The following is a 14401-nucleotide window of genomic DNA, read 5'->3' on the forward strand; positions in this document are numbered from 1 at the left end:
ACGCGCGCGCGTGGCTCAGCCGCCCGCCGCGCCGATCACCACCCACATCAGCCCGGCTCCCGCGACCGTGCACAGCAGCGTGGAGCGCGCCGGGTGGCGGTGGCTGGCCTCGGGAAGGATCTCGGCGGCGGCGATGTACAGCAGCACCCCGCCGAAGAAGCCCAGATAGCAGCCGAGGGCGCGGGCCGGTATGTGGAAGAGCAGCGTGGACGCGGCGCCCACCACCGGCGCCGCGGCGTCCGCGAACAGCATGGCCAGCGCCTTGCGCCTGGCGTTCCCGTAGGCGCTGGTCACGGTGTACGTGTTGAAGCCGTCGGCGAAGTCGTGGGAGATGACGGCGAGCGCCACCGTGAGCCCCATGGCCTCGCCGACCTGGAAGGACGCGCCGATCGCGACGCCGTCGGCGATGCTGTGGCCCACCATGGCCGCCGCGGCGCCCATCCCGACCTGGGGGACCTGCTCGGGGGTGTGCGCGCCGTGCTCGGCCTGCCGCAGCGCGAGCAGCCGCTCGATGACGTGGGCGGCGAGGAAGCCGCCGACGAACAGCAGCAGCGCGGCGGGCACCCCGTAGACCTCCTCGCCGGCCCCTTCGAGCGCCTCGGGCAGCAGGTCGAGTCCGACCACCCCGAGCATCAGTCCGCCGGCGAACCCCAGCACCAGGTGGCGCCGGTCGGCGACGTGCTGCGCCGTCCAGCCGCCGACCAGTGTCATCACGAAGGAACCCAGTGCCACGAGCACGACCATGGTCCTTTGGTAGTCGATGCCTCCCGGGCCCGCACACCCGGGGTCGCCTACCGGGGTCTGACCGTGGGCGTGGGGGCGTCGGGCGCGGCGGACGCGGCGGAGGTGTACGGGCTCGTGACGCGGGCCCTGGACGCCGCGGGCCTCGCGCACGCGCGCGTGGCGGCGCTCGCGACGGTACGCGCGCGTGGCGGCCATCCGGGCATCGTGGGCGCGGCGGCGCGCCTCGGGGTGCCGGTGGTGGCGCATCCGCCCGAGGTGCTTGCGGCGGTGCCGGTGGCGCACCGGTCGGCGCGTGCGGCCGCGGCCGTCGGCACCCCGTCGGTGGCGGAGGCCGCGGCCCTCGCGTCGGGCGGGCGGCTGCTGGTGGGGCGGCGGGCCTCGGCGCACGCGACCTGCGCGATCGCGGAGGCGTCCGGGTGACGGGGGTGGGCGCGGGACGGGAGCGTGCGGTGGATCTGCGGCACCACGGCGACGCGGAGGTGCGCGGCGGGGGCCTGGTGGACCTCGCGGTGAACGTGCGCGCGGGCACGCCGCCCGGCTGGCTGCGGGACCGGCTCGCGGCGTCGCTCGGCTCGCTCGCCGCGTATCCGGACGGCCTCGCGGCGCGGGCCGCGGTGGCGGCGCGGCACGGGGTCCCGGTGGAGCACGTGCTGCTGACGGCGGGCGCCGCCGAGGCGTTCGTCCTGCTGGCGCGGGCCCTGGGGGCGGTACGGCCGTGTGTGGTGCACCCGCAGTTCACGGAGCCGGAAGCGGCGCTGGCGGACGCGGGGCACACGGTGCGGCGGGTGCTGCTGCGCCCGGACGACGGGTTCACGCTGCCCGAGGACGCGGTGCCCGAGGACGCGGACCTGGTGGTGGTCGGCAATCCGACCAATCCGACCTCGGTGCTCCATCCGGCTCGGGCGCTGGCGTCGCTCGCGCGGCCCTGGCGGACGCTGGTGGTGGACGAGGCGTTCATGGACGCGGTGCCCGGCGAGCCCGAGTCGCTGGCCTCGCGGGTGGACCTGCCGGGGCTCGTGGTGCTGCGCAGCCTCACCAAGACCTGGGGCCTCGCCGGGCTGCGGGTGGGCTATCTGCTGGCGGCGCCCGGGGTGGTGGCCGCGCTGGCGCGCGCGCAGCCGCTGTGGCCGGTGAGCACGCCCGCGCTGGTGGCGGCCGAGGCGTGTGTGCAACCGGCGGCGCTGGCGGAGGCGGAGCGCGCGGCGCTTGCCGCCGAGGCGGACAGGGCCCGGCTCCTCGCGGGCCTCGACCGGCTCGGGGCACTCGGGGTGTCGGTCGTGACGCCCCCCAGGGCGCCGTTCGTGCTGCTGCGGGCGCCCCGCGCGGACGCGGTACGGGCCAGGCTGCGGGAGTTGGGCTTCGCGGTGCGCCGCGGGGACACCTTCCCGGGGCTCGGTCCGTCGTGGCTGCGCTGCGCGGTGCGCGACGCGGCCACGACGGACCGGTTCCTCGGGGCGCTCGAACAGGCGCTGCGGGGCCGCTGAGCGGCAGCCCCGGCGGGCCCGCGGCCCCGCGCCCGTTCGGCCCCTCACGCGCGCGTACGCCCTGCCGGGCCCCCACGCGCGTGAGGAACCCGGCAGGGCGTCAGCCGTGCCCACCGGCGCCGGACATGACTGCCAGGGCGTCAGCCCTGCCTGCGGCGCCTGGCGAGGGCGAACGCGGTGCCGCCCGCGAGGAGCAGGACGCCCCCGCCGCCGACCAGGTAGGGCGTGGCCGCGCTCTGGCCGGTCTCCGCGAGCTTCGGGGGGCGCTCCTGCGCGGCGTGCGCGGCCGGGGGCGCCGACGGGGGCGTGGACCCGGCGGGCTGCGGGTCGTGCCCGGCCTTCGCGGGCGCGGGGCTGTGGCAGTCCGCGGTGGCGAGGGTGACGGTGCCCTTGACGTCGGCGACGTTGAGCTTGAGCGGGTTGACCGACACCTGGAGCCGCAGCGCGGTGGCGGCGGCGGTGCGGCTCGTGGTGTCGCGGGCCGAGAGGGCGAGGCTGACGTCGCCGACGCCCGGCACGGCGACACGGGTGGTGCCGCCCGCGCTGAGCGTGATCCGCTTGCCGAGGACGGTGACGGAGCCGAGCACGTTCGACTCGGCGCGCGGCCGCCCCGCCGCCGGGCAGTATGCGCGCGCGGTGACCTCTTGGGCCTTCAGCAGCGGCAGCCCCGGCAGCCCTGGCAGCCGCAGCGCGGCGCCGGCGATCCTGGTGTTGCCCTCGGCCGCCGACGCGCTCGTGGTGGCCTCGGCGGTGGCCACGTCGGCGCGCAGGACGCTGAAGGGGCGCCCGCCGTCGACGCCGTCGAGCCGGGCCTCCAGCGCGGTCTCACGCGCGGAGGCGGGCGCCGAGACGTCGTTGAGCGTGAGGCTCAGCGGCACGTCGACGGTCTTGTTGAGCAGGGACACGTCCAGGTCGGTGCGGAGCACGGCGGCGTGCGCCCTGCCGCTCCCCTGGCCGGCCCGGCTGCCGCGGCCGTCCTGGCCGTCCGCGTGTGCGGCGGCCGTCGGCAGGCCCGCCACGGCGAGCGCGGCCACGGCAGCGGTCAGCCGGGGCAGGGCGGCGGCGGGACGGAACGTACGGTTGATCACGGTGGTGGAACCCCCCACGAGAAGGTGTGCGAACACGGCGGCGGGTCGCTCCCCCGGGGGAACGCCCGTACGGCCGCCGTCGCCGGGAATACTGGCGTACGGAGGGTGACGCGTCAGCCACCCTCCGCCATTTCACCCTCACGAGGTAAGCAGCTCGTTTGTCCGAATATGAACCACCGCTGGTGGCGCCGTTGCGCGCCCCGGCGCCGACCGCCACCGCCCGGCGCGCGACGCCGCCGCGCGCCCCCGGGGTTCAGCCCTTGCCGGCCACCACGCGCCCGTTGAGGACCACAAGACGGGGCGCCGTCAGGGTGCGCACGTCCGCGCGGGGGTCGGTCTCGTAGAGGACCAGGTCGGCGGGGGCGCCCTCGTCGAGCCCCGGGCGGCCGAGCCACTCCCGCGCGCCCCAGGTAGCCGCGGAGAGGGCGGCGAGCGGCGGCAGGCCGGCCCGCACCAGCTCGCCCACCTCGGCGCCCGCGAGGCCGTGCGCCAGCGAGCCGCCCGCGTCGGTGCCCACGTACACCGGCACCCCGGCCTCGTGGGCGGCGGCCACGGTGTCGTAGCGGCGCTCGTACAGCCGCCGCATATGGGCGGCCCAGCGCGGGTACTTGCGCTCGCCGCCCGCCGCCAGCTCCGGGAACGTGGCGATGTTGACGAGGGTGGGCACGATCGCGACGCCGCGCTCGGCGAAGAGCGGGACGGTGTCCTCGGTGAGCCCGGTGGCGTGCTCCACGCAGTCGATGCCCGCCTCCACCAGCGGGCGCAGGGTGTCCTCCGCGAAGCAGTGCGCGGTGACGCGGGCGCCGTGGCGGTGCGCCTCGGCGATGGCGTCCCGCACGGCGGACTCGGGCCAGCAGGGGGTGAGGTCGCCCGCGTCCCGGTCGATCCAGTCGCCGACGAGCTTGACCCAGCCGTCGCCGCGCTCCGCCTCACGGGCCACGCAGGCGGTCAGCTCGTCCGGCTCGATCTCGTGGGCGTAGTTGCGGATGTAGCGCCGGGTGCGGGCGATGTGGCGGCCCGCGCGGATGATCTTCGGCAGGTCGTCGCGCGCGTCGATCCAGCGGGTGTCGGAGGGCGAGCCCGCGTCGCGCAGCAGCAGCGCCCCCGCCTCCCGGTCGTCGAGCGCCTGCCGCTCCGCCTCCTCGGGCGGCACCGGGCCGTGCAGGTCGAGGCCCACATGGCAGTGCGCGTCCACGAGGCCCGGCAGCGCCCAGCCGGTGACGGTGCGGACGTCGCGCGCCAGGGCGGGCGGCTCGTGGCTGACCCGGCCGTCGATCACCCACAGCTCGTCCCTGACGTCCTCGGGCCCCGCCAGGACCCGGCCCTTCACGTGGAGTACCGCCGATTCGCTCATGGACGGCAGCGTAGGAGGCGGCACCGCGCGCCCGCCGCGCACTCCCCCTCGCGCCGCAGGCGCCACGGCCTACCCTCGGTGCAGGCCCGTACGCACTCGTGAGCGGAGTAGTCGCACCGTGAACCCATCCGTGACGCCGCAGCAGGCGCATCCCCTCCTCGACCCGCCGCCGTTCACCGCGGCCAGGTTCGCCGCGGTCGAGGACCGGATCGCGCGGCTGCTCGGCACCTCGTACGACGTCGTGATCACCCAGGGGGAGGCGCTGCTGCCGCTCGAAGGGTGCGTCAGGGGCGCGGCGGGCCCCGGCACGACCGCGCTGAACGTGGTCACGGGCCCCTACGGGCAGACGTTCGGGGACTGGCTGCGCGACTGCGGCGCGCGGGTGGTGGACATCGAGGTGCCCTACCACACGGCGGCGACGGCGGCGCAGGTCGCGGCGGCGCTGCGGGAGCACCCGGAGGTCGACTTCGTCTCGCTGGTGCACGCGGAGGCGGCGACGGGGAACACCAACCCGGTGGCGGCGATCGGCGAGGTGGTACGGGCCCACGGCGCGCTGCTGATGCTGGACGCGGTGGCGTCGGTGGCCGCGGAGCCGCTGCTGCCCGAGGCGTGGGGCGTGGACCTGTGTGTGATCGGCGCGCAGAAGGCGATGGGCGGCCCCGCCGGGGTGTCGGCGGTGGCGGTGAGCGAGCGGGCCTGGCGGCGCCTCGCGGCCAACGAGCACGCGCCGCGGCACTCGTACCTGTCGCTGCTCGACTGGAAGGAGCGCTGGCTCGACCGGGGCAGGACGGCGCTGCCGCACGCCCCCGCGGCGCTGGAGATGCTGGCCCTCGACGCCTGCCTCGACCGCATCGACGCGCTCGGCCTCGACACGGTCGTCGCCCGGCACCGCACGGCCGCCGAGGCGACCAGGGCGGGCGTGCTGGCGCTCGGCGGCGGTCTGGAGCCGTATGTGGCGCGGGCGGGCGACGCGGCGCCGGTGGCGACGACCCTGCGCACCCCGCCGGGCGTGGACGCCTCCGAGGTGGTGGCGCGGGCGCTGGACGCGGAGCCGGACCTGCCGCTCGCCGCGGGCGGCGGCGCGCTGGCCGGCGAGATGATCCGGGTCAACCACTACGGGCCGCACGCCACCGCCGAGGCGGTCGGCGCCTGTCTGACGGCCCTGGGCAGGGCGCTGGGCGCGCTCGCGGCGGCGGGGCCCGCCCCCGTGAACGACCCGGTCGACCCGGTCGACCCGATCGACCTGGAAGCCGCCGTACGCGCCGTGACGCGGGCCTGGCAGGGCTGAGGGCCACCCGGCGGGTCTTCCGCGGACGGACGACCTCCGGATGTGACGGATGGCACTGAGGGCCATCTCTGGGGCGGTTGTCGCGAACGCGGCGGCCGCCCTTCGCGCTCCCGCGCGCGCCCTCGCCGCCCTCACGGCCGCGCAGGGCGGACGCGCACCCGCGGCACCGCCGTCACGCGGCGTTCTCATGCCGCCGGGGAGCGTTCAATCCCGCGATGCGGACATCTTATTTACAGCGAATTCTTGACCCAGCGCCACCGCGAGAATTCAATAAACTCATCCGGCGCAGCTTCCCGTATTCTTCTGCCCCGATTCTCACACCTTAAACACCGGGGTTCAGGTCACCTTTCCTTACATAATTCCAACACCGCCGCCAACGGTTACACACATGTGATGTACTCCACACCCTCGCCCGATAAGCCCCAAAAATCCCCCACAAACGTGGCATATGCCCGGGGTTTTCGCGCGAGCGTACACGCGCGCGCGTAACACAGTCGACGCTTGTTGGTAACCCCGCCCCACGATGCAATCTCAGCAATTGCTAGGTAAATTCAATATCCATGACCGCTGCACAAGCAGACCTGCGACCCGATTTTCTGAGAATGCCGGAGGACCTGCGGCTCGACATGCCGCAGGTGGCGGACGGAGCACATCTGTGGCGCATCGCCCGGAACTCCAGGACCCTCGACCTCAACTCCTCGTACAGCTACCTGCTGTGGTGCCGTGACTTCTCCGGCACCACCGTCGTGGCACGCGCCGCGGACGGCGTCCCGGTCGGTTTCATCACCGGCTACATACGTCCCGACCGGCCACGCACGCTGCTCGTATGGCAGGTCGCGGTGGACGAGGAGTACCGGGGGCGCGGCCTCGCCGGGGCCATGCTCGACGGGCTGACCTCAAGAGTCGCCACCGAGCACGGGCTGATCGGCGTGGAGACCACCGTCTCCCCCGACAACACCGCCTCCGACCGGCTGTTCGTCTCGTTCGCCGAGCGGCACTCGGTGCCGCTGGAGCGGGAGGAGCTGTTCGCCGAGGCGCTGTTCCCCGACGGGGGACACGCGCCCGAGGTGCTGTACCGCATCGGTCCCCTGGACTTCTGACGGGCGGCACGTCGCCGTCCACACCCCTGTACGCCTCCTGATCCACCTCCCACCGGAAACACCCAGGAGAATGCTGTGACCATCACCCCGCCCGACCTGAGCGTCTTCGAGACCCTGGAGTCGGAGGTGCGCAGCTACTGCCGCGGTTGGCCCACCGTGTTCGACCGCGCGCAGGGCTCTCGCATGTACGACGAAGACGGACACGAGTACCTCGACTTCTTCGCAGGCGCAGGCTCGCTCAACTACGGGCACAACAACGCGGTGCTGAAACGTGCCCTCATCGACTACCTGGAGCGCGACGGCGTCACCCACGGCCTGGACATGTCCACCACGGCCAAGCGCGCCTTCCTCGAATCGTTCCAGAACCTGGTGCTGCGCCCCCGCGACCTGCCCTACAAGGTCATGTTCCCGGGACCGACCGGCACCAACGCCGTGGAGGCGGCGCTGAAGCTGGCCCGCAAGGTGAAGGGCAGGGAGTCGATCGTCTCGTTCACGAACGCCTTCCACGGCATGTCCCTCGGCGCCCTCGCCGTCACCGGGAACGCCTTCAAGCGCGCGGGCGCCGGCATCCCGCTGGTGCACGGCACCCCGATGCCGTTCGACCACTACCTCGACGGCCAGGTCCCCGACTTCCTCTGGTTCGAGCGGCTCCTGGAGGACCAGGGCTCGGGGCTCAACACCCCCGCAGCGGTGATCGTGGAGACCGTGCAGGGCGAGGGCGGCATCAACGTGGCGCGGCCCGACTGGCTGCGCAGCCTCGCCGAGCTGTGCGAGCGCCGCGACATGCTGCTGATCGTCGACGACATCCAGATGGGCTGCGGGCGCACCGGCGCGTTCTTCTCCTTCGAGGAGGCGGGCATCACCCCGGACATCGTCACGGTGTCCAAGTCCATCAGCGGCTACGGTCTCCCGATGTCGCTGTGCCTGTTCAAGCCGGAGCTCGACCTGTGGGAGCCCGGCGAGCACAACGGCACCTTCCGCGGCAACAACCCGGCCTTCGTCACCGCCGCCGCGGCGCTCGAAACGTACTGGAGCGACGGGCCCGCGATGGAGAAGCAGACCCTCTCGCGCGGCCAGCAGGTCCAGGAGGTGCTGGGCGCGCTCCAGGACGCGCACCGCGACGAGATCGTGGAGTTCCGCGGCCGCGGCCTGGTCTGGGGCATGGAGTTCCGCGACAAGGCGCGCGCGGGCGCCATCGCCAAGCGCGCCTTCGAACTCGGGCTGCTCATCGAGACCTCGGGGCCCGAGAGCGAGGTCGTGAAACTGCTGCCCGCGCTGACCATCACCCCGGACGAGCTGGACGAGGGGCTGCGCACCCTGGCACGCGCCGTGCGCGAGACCGCCTGACCCCGGCCGTGGCCCGGCGGGCGCCCGTCCCCTGACCCGGGCGGGCGCCCGCCCACCGGGCGCCCCCGCGGGCGCCGCGTCCGCCCGTCGCCCCCGACCGGCGGCCCAGAGGGCTGTCCGGGGCCCCCATGAACCATCCCCCGCAACCGACCGCACCGACCGCGGACCGACACAGAGAGGCGTCACCCCCGTGATTGTCAGATCGTTCAAGGAATTGGTTGGCACGGACCGTCACATCAAGTCGCACTCGGGCACCTGGGAGAGCAGCAGGCTCCTCCTCGCCAAGGACGGTGTCGGGTTCTCCCTGCACGAGACGATCCTCTACGCGGGTACGGAGACCAAGATGTGGTACCAGAACCACATCGAGGCCGTGGTCTGCGTCGAGGGCGAGGCGGAGCTGACCGACGAGGAGACCGGCGAGAAGCACTGGCTCGCGCCGGGCACCACGTACGTGCTCAACGGCCATGAGCGGCACGTGCTGCGCCCCAAGTCCGACTTCCGCTGCATCTGTGTCTTCAACCCGCCCGTGACGGGCCGGGAGGACCACGACGAGAACGGCACCTATCCCCTGTTGACCGAGGAGGTCTGACCGATGACCGTGACCCCCGAGAAGATCGAGGACGTCTACCCGAGCCGCGGTGCCACGGAGGTCTCCGTGCCGCGCCAGGACCCGGTCGTATGGAGCGCGCCTGGCACGCCGGGGCCGGTCTCCGCGGGCGATCTGGAGTCCCACGCGCGCGATGGCTTCCACTCCGTCGCCGAGCTGATCACTCCCGCCGAGGTCGCCGAGTACCGGGCCGAACTCGACCGGCTCGTCGAGGACCCGGCGATCCGCGCCGACGAGCGCTCCATCGTGGAGCCCAAGTCCCAGGAGATCCGCTCGGTCTTCGAGATCCACCGGATCAGCGAGGTCTTCGCCCGCCTGGTCCGCGACGAGCGGGTCGTCGGGCGCGCCCGGCAGATCCTCGGCTCCGACGTGTACGTGCACCAGTCCCGGATCAATGTGAAGCCGGGCTTCGGCGCGTCCGGCTTCTACTGGCACTCGGACTTCGAGACCTGGCACGCCGAGGACGGCATGCCGAAGATGCGGGCCGTCTCGGTCTCGATCGCGCTGACGGAGAACTTCGACACCAACGGCGGCCTGATGATCATGCCGGGGTCGCACAAGACGTTCCTCGGCTGCGCGGGCGAGACGCCCAAGGACAACTACAAGAAGTCGCTCCAGATGCAGGACGCGGGCACGCCCTCGCACGAGGCGCTGACGTCCTTCGCCGACAAGCACGGCATCAAGCTGTTCACCGGCAAGGCGGGCTCCGCCACCTGGTTCGACTGCAACTGCATGCACGGTTCGGGCGACAACATCACCCCGTACGCGCGCAGCAATGTGTTCATCGTGTTCAACAGTGTGGAGAACGAGGCCGTGGAGCCGTTCGCGGCGCCGGTGCGGCGGCCCGACTTCATCGGGGCGAGGGACTTCACCCCGGTCCGCTGAGCAGGGCGTCTCCCGGGGCCCGGCCGTGCGGCCGGGCCCCGTGGCGTTCCCGGGCGCGTCAGTCCCCGGCGGGCGGCAGCGCGTCGAGCAGCGCGTCCACGTCGGCCTGCGTGTTGTGGACGTGGAAGGCCGCGCGCAGGCTGCCCGCGCGGTTGGACACCACGATCCCGGCCTCGGCGAGCTTCGGCCGGCTCTCGCCGAGGCCCGGCACGGAGACGACGGGCGAGCCGGGCGCCGGGAGCAGGGGATGGCCGAGGCGCCGCACCCCGGCGCGGAAGCGGTCGGCGAGCGCCACGTCGTGGGCGCCGACGGCGGCGGGCCCGCCCAGCTCCTCGATGAGCGCCAGGGAGTGCCGGGCGCCGGTGTAGGAGAAGAGCGCGGGGCTCTCGTCGTAGCGCCGCGCGCTGCGCGCCAACTCGCGCACGGGACCGTAGCAACTGTCCCAGGGGTGCTCGCCCGCGACCCAGCCCGCGAACAGCGGGGTGAGCGGGCCCAGGTCCTCGGGGACGACGAAGAAGGCGACGCCCCGCGGGCAGAGCAGCCACTTGTAGCCGACGCAGGCCACGTAGTCGTAGTCGTCCGCGTCGTACGGCAGCCAGCCGGTCGCCTGGGAGGTGTCGAGGAAGACCCGGGCGCCGTGGGCGCGGGCCGCGGCCCTGAGCGCGGGCAGGTCGGCGACGCGCCCGTCCGCCGACTGCACGGCGCTGACCGCGACCAGCGCGGTGTCCTCCCGCACCTCGTCGGCGATCCTGGGCAGCGGTACGGCGCGCACGGAGAGGTCGCCGCGCGCGTGGAACGGATTCACGGTCGAGCTGAAGTCGTCCTGCGCGGTGAGTACATCGGCGCCGGGCGGCAGCGAGGCCGCGACGAGGCCCCCGTAGACGGCGACGGACGCCCCGGCCGCGACCCGGCGCACGGGCACCCCGGTCAGCCGGGCGAAGGCGGCGCGCGCCGCCTCCACGTCGGCGAACATGTCCATCGGGTGGCCCTCGGCGACCGACTCGACGGCGGCCCGCAGGGCGGCCACGGTGCGCGCGGGCGGCAGGCCCGTGCTCGCGGTGTTCAGATAGGTGGTGACGGGGCGGAACTCGGCGGCGACGGTGGCGGTCGGCAGGCTCTCCATCGTTCCACTGTGGCCGCGCCGCGCCCCGCCGTCCACGGATGTGCGCACCGGCGGCCCGGCGCGTGGCCCGCGCGCCCGGCGGCGGTCGCGCGCTCCCCCGCCGCCGGGCCGCCGGTGGCCGCCGGCTCAGACCTCCAGGCGGCCGTCCACGCGGCGCGGCAGCCCGAGCGGGTTGTCGTCGCGCAGCTCGGGCGGCAGCAGCGCCTCGGGGGCGGTCTGGTACGTGACCGGGCGCAGCCAGCGCTCGATGGCGGTGCCGCCGACCGAGGTCGAGGTGGAGGTGGTCGCCGGGTAGGGGCCGCCGTGGTGCTGGGCGTGGGCGACGGCGACACCGGTCGGCCAGCCGTCGACGAGGACCCGGCCCGCGAGCGGTGTCAGCTCGGCGAGCAGTTCCGCGCCGCGGCCCTCGCCCGCGGCCTCGGCGGCGGAGAGGTGCACGGTCGCGGTGAGGTTGCCCGGCAGCCTGGACAGCACGGCGGTGGCCTCCGCGTCGTCGGCGTAGCGCACGACCACGGTGACGGGTCCGAAGCACTCTTCGAGGAGCAGGTCGTGCACACCGTCCGACGCCAGCCGGGCGGCGGGGACGGTGAGGAAGCCGGGCCGTACGGTGTGCTCGTCCCCGGCGCCCGCGGCGACCGGCGCGGTGACCTCCGGCAGCCCGGCGCGCTCGGCGACGCCCGCGACGAAGGTGTTCCGCATCCGGTGGTCAAGCAGGACCCCGGCGTCGACCGCGGCGACGGCGTCGGCGAGCGCCGCGACGAGGCGGTCGCCCGCGGGGGTGGCGGGGGCGAGCACGAGCCCCGGCTTGACGCAGAACTGGCCCACCCCGAGCGTCATGGACCCGGCGAGCCCGGCGCCGATCTGCTCGGCGCGCTCGTCGGCGGCGGCCCCGGTGACGAGGACCGGGTTCAGGGAGCCCAGTTCGCCGTGGAACGGGATCGGCGCGGGGCGAGCGGCCGCGGCGTCGAAGAGGGCGCGCCCGCCGCGCACCGAGCCGGTGAAGCCGGCGCCCGCGACCAGCGGGTGCCTGACCAGCTCGACGCCCGCGTCGAAGCCGTGCACGAGCCGGACGACGTCCTCGGGCAGGCCCTGGCGCCCGGCGGCGGCGCGCAGCCGGGCGGCGACCAGCTCCGAGGTGCCCGGGTGGTCCGGGTGCGCCTTGACGACGACGGGGCAGCCCGCGGCGAGGGCGCTCGCCGTGTCGCCGCCCGGTACGGAGAAGGCGAAGGGGAAGTTGGAGGCGGCGTAGACCGCGACCACGCCGAGCGGCACCTTGTAGCGGCGCAGGTCGGGCACGGGCGGGGTGGCCGTGTCGTCGGGGTGGTTGATGACGACGCCGAGGAAGGCGCCCTCGTCGACGATGTCGGCGAACGCCCGCAGTTGGTAGCAGGTGCGGGCGAGTTCGCCGGTGAGGCGGCCACCGCCCAGGGCGGTCTCGGCGTCGGCCTCGGCGACCAGTTCGTCCTTGGCCTCGTCGAGGAGGTCGGCCGCGGCGCGCAGGAACGCGGCGCGCACGGTGCGGTCGGCGAGCGCCCCCCTGGCGGCGTGCGCGGCGCGGACGGCGGCGTCGACGTCCTGCGCCGTGGCCTCGACCGCGACCTGCTCGCGCTGCTTCCCGGTTCGGGGGTCCACACTCCAGACTGGTGCTGCTGCCACCGCGATTTCCTCCAGATGTCAGTGAACGCACCAGAGGTCTGTTCGATATGCTGAACACTGTCTCTGGTGATGAACTTGCCGGGACTTGACACTATTTTCCGGCGAACGAAGGGGTCAAGGGCGATGTCGGCAGTCGAGCAGGGCGGCGGAGCGCAGGTCAAGTCCGCGGTACGGACGGTCGAACTGCTGGAGTACTTCGCGGGTCGGCCCGGCATGCACTCGCTCGCCGCGGTGCAGGAGGCGGTCGGCTACCCGAAGTCGAGCCTCTACATGCTGCTGCGCACGCTGGTGGATCTGGGCTGGGTGGAGACGGACGCCACGGGCACGCGGTACGGCATCGGGGTGCGGGCGCTGCTGGTGGGGACGTCGTACATCGACGGGGACGAGGTGGTGGCCGCGGCCCGTCCGACGCTCGACCGGCTCTCCGACGACACCACGGAGACCATCCACCTCGCGCGGCTCGACGGCACCAACGTCGTCTATCTCGCGACCCGCCAGTCCCAGCACTATCTGCGGCCCTTCACCCGGGTCGGGCGGCGGCTGCCCGCGCACGCCACCTCGCTCGGCAAGGCGCTGCTCGCCACGTACACCGACGACCAGGTGCGGGCGCTGCTGCCCGAGTCGCTGCCGCAGTTGACCGAGCACACCATCACGGACCGCGAGAAGCTCGTCGAGGAGCTGCGCCAGGTGCGGGAGCAGGGCTTCGCGGTGGACCGCGAGGAGAACACCGTGGGGCTGCGCTGCTTCGGCGTGGCGATCCCCTACCGCACCCCGGCCAGGGACGCGGTCAGTTGCTCGGTGCCGGTGGCCCGGCTGACCCCGGCACACGAGCAGATGGTGAAAGACGCCCTCTTCGACGCCCGGGACCGGCTGACGCTGGCGACACGCAGGCTGTGAGCGCGTTCCCGGGCGAGGCGGTCGGGGCGGGGACCGTCAGGGCGCGGGCGGGCTCCAGCGCGGGTCGCGCCCGCTGAGGCCGAGGGCGCGGTCGAGCAGCGGCGCGCTCGCGGGCACCGGCACGGGCGGTCCGAACAGGGAGCCGCCGCCCTCGGCCGCGGAGCCGAGCAGGCCGTGGGCCACCGCGAGCGCGGCCGGGTCGGGCTCGTAGCCCTGTCCTGTGGCGACGGCGAGGTCCCAGCCGTGGACGACGAGTTCGTCGGCGGCGACCGCCCCCATCACGTCCGCCGGCATCTCCACGCCGCCCGCCCTGGTCGTGCCGGTGGTGGCCGCCGGGTCGCGCCAGGCTGCCGCGAGGGCGTCGAGCGCCCGGGGCAGGGCGATGCGCCAGTCCCCGGGGAGGGCGTCGGACCCGGTGTCGGGCGGGGTGTCGGTGAGCGGCCCGAAGTCCTTGCGGGCCGCGGCGGCGAAGGCCGCGGAGAGCCCCAGGAGATGGACGAGCAGCGCGCCCACCCGCATCTCCTCGCAGGGCGTGGGCGCGTCGAGCATGTCGTCCGTGACGCTCCGCGCGAGCCGGGCCACTGCCGCGGCCTGCGGACCGAGGTCGAGGGCGCTTTCCGTGCTGGTCATCGAGGTCTCCTGAGGGGATGTCGGCCGCCTCGCGCCGGTCGCGGGCGGCGGCACGAGGGCAGACCCGCCGCGCGCCCCGAACTCATCGGCGGGCGCGCGAAGCCCTAGGGCGTGTCCGCAAAGTTGTGGCGTCGTTGGTCTGTTCGTGGTGCGTCGTCATGAGGTGACCGATGAATCGTGGGCGGTGATCGAGCCGTT

Annotated in this window: 14 protein-coding genes; 8 read left to right on the top strand and 6 right to left on the bottom strand. The window is 74.3% G+C overall.

Features of this window, described 5'->3' with window-relative positions; translation table 11 throughout:
* Window positions 1–15: 15 nt before the first annotated feature.
* On the bottom strand, window positions 16–744 hold the full coding sequence (locus ACIBIW_RS35950) for a ZIP family metal transporter (RefSeq protein WP_399342612.1): 729 nt from the start codon (window positions 742–744) through the stop codon (window positions 16–18).
* A 6-nt stretch (window positions 745–750) separates the two neighbouring features.
* Here ACIBIW_RS35950 and ACIBIW_RS35955 point away from each other — a divergent pair, with 6 nt between their 5' ends.
* A complete protein-coding gene (locus ACIBIW_RS35955; RefSeq protein WP_399342614.1) occupies window positions 751–1164 on the top strand; it encodes a cobalamin biosynthesis protein in 414 nt (137 codons plus the stop codon).
* A 29-nt stretch (window positions 1165–1193) separates the two neighbouring features.
* Entirely contained in the window at window positions 1194–2228 is a 1035-nt protein-coding gene (gene cobC / locus ACIBIW_RS35960; protein WP_399342616.1) for an Rv2231c family pyridoxal phosphate-dependent protein CobC, read from the top strand.
* A 140-nt stretch (window positions 2229–2368) separates the two neighbouring features.
* On the opposite strand, the gene ACIBIW_RS35965 is transcribed toward cobC, so the two are convergent.
* Both ACIBIW_RS35965 and ACIBIW_RS35970 read right to left on the bottom strand, forming a co-directional pair.
* A complete protein-coding gene (locus tag ACIBIW_RS35965) occupies window positions 2369–3352 on the bottom strand; it encodes an SCO1860 family LAETG-anchored protein (RefSeq protein WP_399342617.1) in 984 nt (327 codons plus the stop codon).
* A gap of 217 nt (window positions 3353–3569) precedes the next feature.
* On the bottom strand, window positions 3570–4670 hold the full coding sequence (locus ACIBIW_RS35970) for an amidohydrolase family protein (RefSeq protein WP_399342619.1): 1101 nt from the start codon (window positions 4668–4670) through the stop codon (window positions 3570–3572).
* Window positions 4671–4788: 118 nt separating this feature from the next.
* On the opposite strand from ACIBIW_RS35970, the gene ACIBIW_RS35975 reads away from it, so the two are divergent.
* From ACIBIW_RS35975 to thpD, 5 genes are all read left to right on the top strand, one after another.
* Complete coding sequence (locus ACIBIW_RS35975; RefSeq protein ID WP_399342621.1) at window positions 4789–5958, top strand: pyridoxal-phosphate-dependent aminotransferase family protein; 1170 nt, start codon at window positions 4789–4791, stop codon at window positions 5956–5958.
* 560 nt (window positions 5959–6518) lie between these two features.
* On the top strand, window positions 6519–7058 hold the full coding sequence (gene ectA / locus ACIBIW_RS35980; protein ID WP_399342623.1) for a diaminobutyrate acetyltransferase: 540 nt from the start codon (window positions 6519–6521) through the stop codon (window positions 7056–7058).
* Window positions 7059–7133: 75 nt separating this feature from the next.
* A complete protein-coding gene (gene ectB, locus ACIBIW_RS35985; RefSeq protein ID WP_399342625.1) occupies window positions 7134–8405 on the top strand; it encodes a diaminobutyrate--2-oxoglutarate transaminase in 1272 nt (423 codons plus the stop codon).
* 190 nt (window positions 8406–8595) lie between these two features.
* The gene (locus ACIBIW_RS35990) at window positions 8596–8994 is read left to right on the top strand and encodes an ectoine synthase (protein ID WP_399342627.1); all 399 of its coding nucleotides are present in this window, start codon (window positions 8596–8598) and stop codon (window positions 8992–8994) included.
* A 3-nt stretch (window positions 8995–8997) separates the two neighbouring features.
* The gene (gene thpD, locus ACIBIW_RS35995) at window positions 8998–9897 is read left to right on the top strand and encodes an ectoine hydroxylase (protein WP_399342628.1); all 900 of its coding nucleotides are present in this window, start codon (window positions 8998–9000) and stop codon (window positions 9895–9897) included.
* A gap of 58 nt (window positions 9898–9955) precedes the next feature.
* Here thpD and ACIBIW_RS36000 read toward each other — a convergent pair whose 3' ends face one another.
* Entirely contained in the window at window positions 9956–11020 is a 1065-nt protein-coding gene (locus tag ACIBIW_RS36000) for an aminotransferase class V-fold PLP-dependent enzyme (RefSeq protein WP_399342629.1), read from the bottom strand.
* Window positions 11021–11146: 126 nt separating this feature from the next.
* On the bottom strand, window positions 11147–12676 hold the full coding sequence (locus ACIBIW_RS36005; RefSeq protein ID WP_399342630.1) for an aldehyde dehydrogenase (NADP(+)): 1530 nt from the start codon (window positions 12674–12676) through the stop codon (window positions 11147–11149).
* A gap of 123 nt (window positions 12677–12799) precedes the next feature.
* Between ACIBIW_RS36005 and ACIBIW_RS36010 the strand changes: the two genes are divergently transcribed.
* Window positions 12800–13573 carry an IclR family transcriptional regulator gene (locus ACIBIW_RS36010; protein WP_399342632.1) on the top strand — a complete coding sequence of 258 codons (774 nt, stop codon included), beginning with the start codon at window positions 12800–12802 and terminating at the stop codon, window positions 13571–13573.
* 36 nt (window positions 13574–13609) lie between these two features.
* Here ACIBIW_RS36010 and ACIBIW_RS36015 read toward each other — a convergent pair whose 3' ends face one another.
* Window positions 13610–14203 (bottom strand): TIGR03086 family metal-binding protein, encoded by a 594-nt coding sequence (locus tag ACIBIW_RS36015; protein WP_399342633.1) that lies wholly within the window; start codon window positions 14201–14203, stop codon window positions 13610–13612.
* Between the last annotated feature and the right edge of the window lie 198 nt (window positions 14204–14401).

This window comes from Streptomyces sp. NPDC050560, from assembly GCF_044457285.1.
Lineage (GTDB): Bacteria > Actinomycetota > Actinomycetes > Streptomycetales > Streptomycetaceae > Streptomyces.

Coding starts and splice junctions, on each gene's coding strand:
- ACIBIW_RS36015 (WP_399342633.1), bottom strand. CDS start 14,203: ATGACCAGCACGGAAAGCGCCCTCGACCTCGGTCCGCAGGCCGCGGCA.
- ACIBIW_RS35950 (WP_399342612.1), bottom strand. CDS start 744: ATGGTCGTGCTCGTGGCACTGGGTTCCTTCGTGATGACACTGGTCGGC.
- ACIBIW_RS35970 (WP_399342619.1), bottom strand. CDS start 4,670: ATGAGCGAATCGGCGGTACTCCACGTGAAGGGCCGGGTCCTGGCGGGG.
- ectA (WP_399342623.1), top strand. CDS start 6,519: ATGACCGCTGCACAAGCAGACCTGCGACCCGATTTTCTGAGAATGCCG.
- ACIBIW_RS36000 (WP_399342629.1), bottom strand. CDS start 11,020: ATGGAGAGCCTGCCGACCGCCACCGTCGCCGCCGAGTTCCGCCCCGTC.
- ACIBIW_RS36010 (WP_399342632.1), top strand. CDS start 12,800: ATGTCGGCAGTCGAGCAGGGCGGCGGAGCGCAGGTCAAGTCCGCGGTA.
- thpD (WP_399342628.1), top strand. CDS start 8,998: ATGACCGTGACCCCCGAGAAGATCGAGGACGTCTACCCGAGCCGCGGT.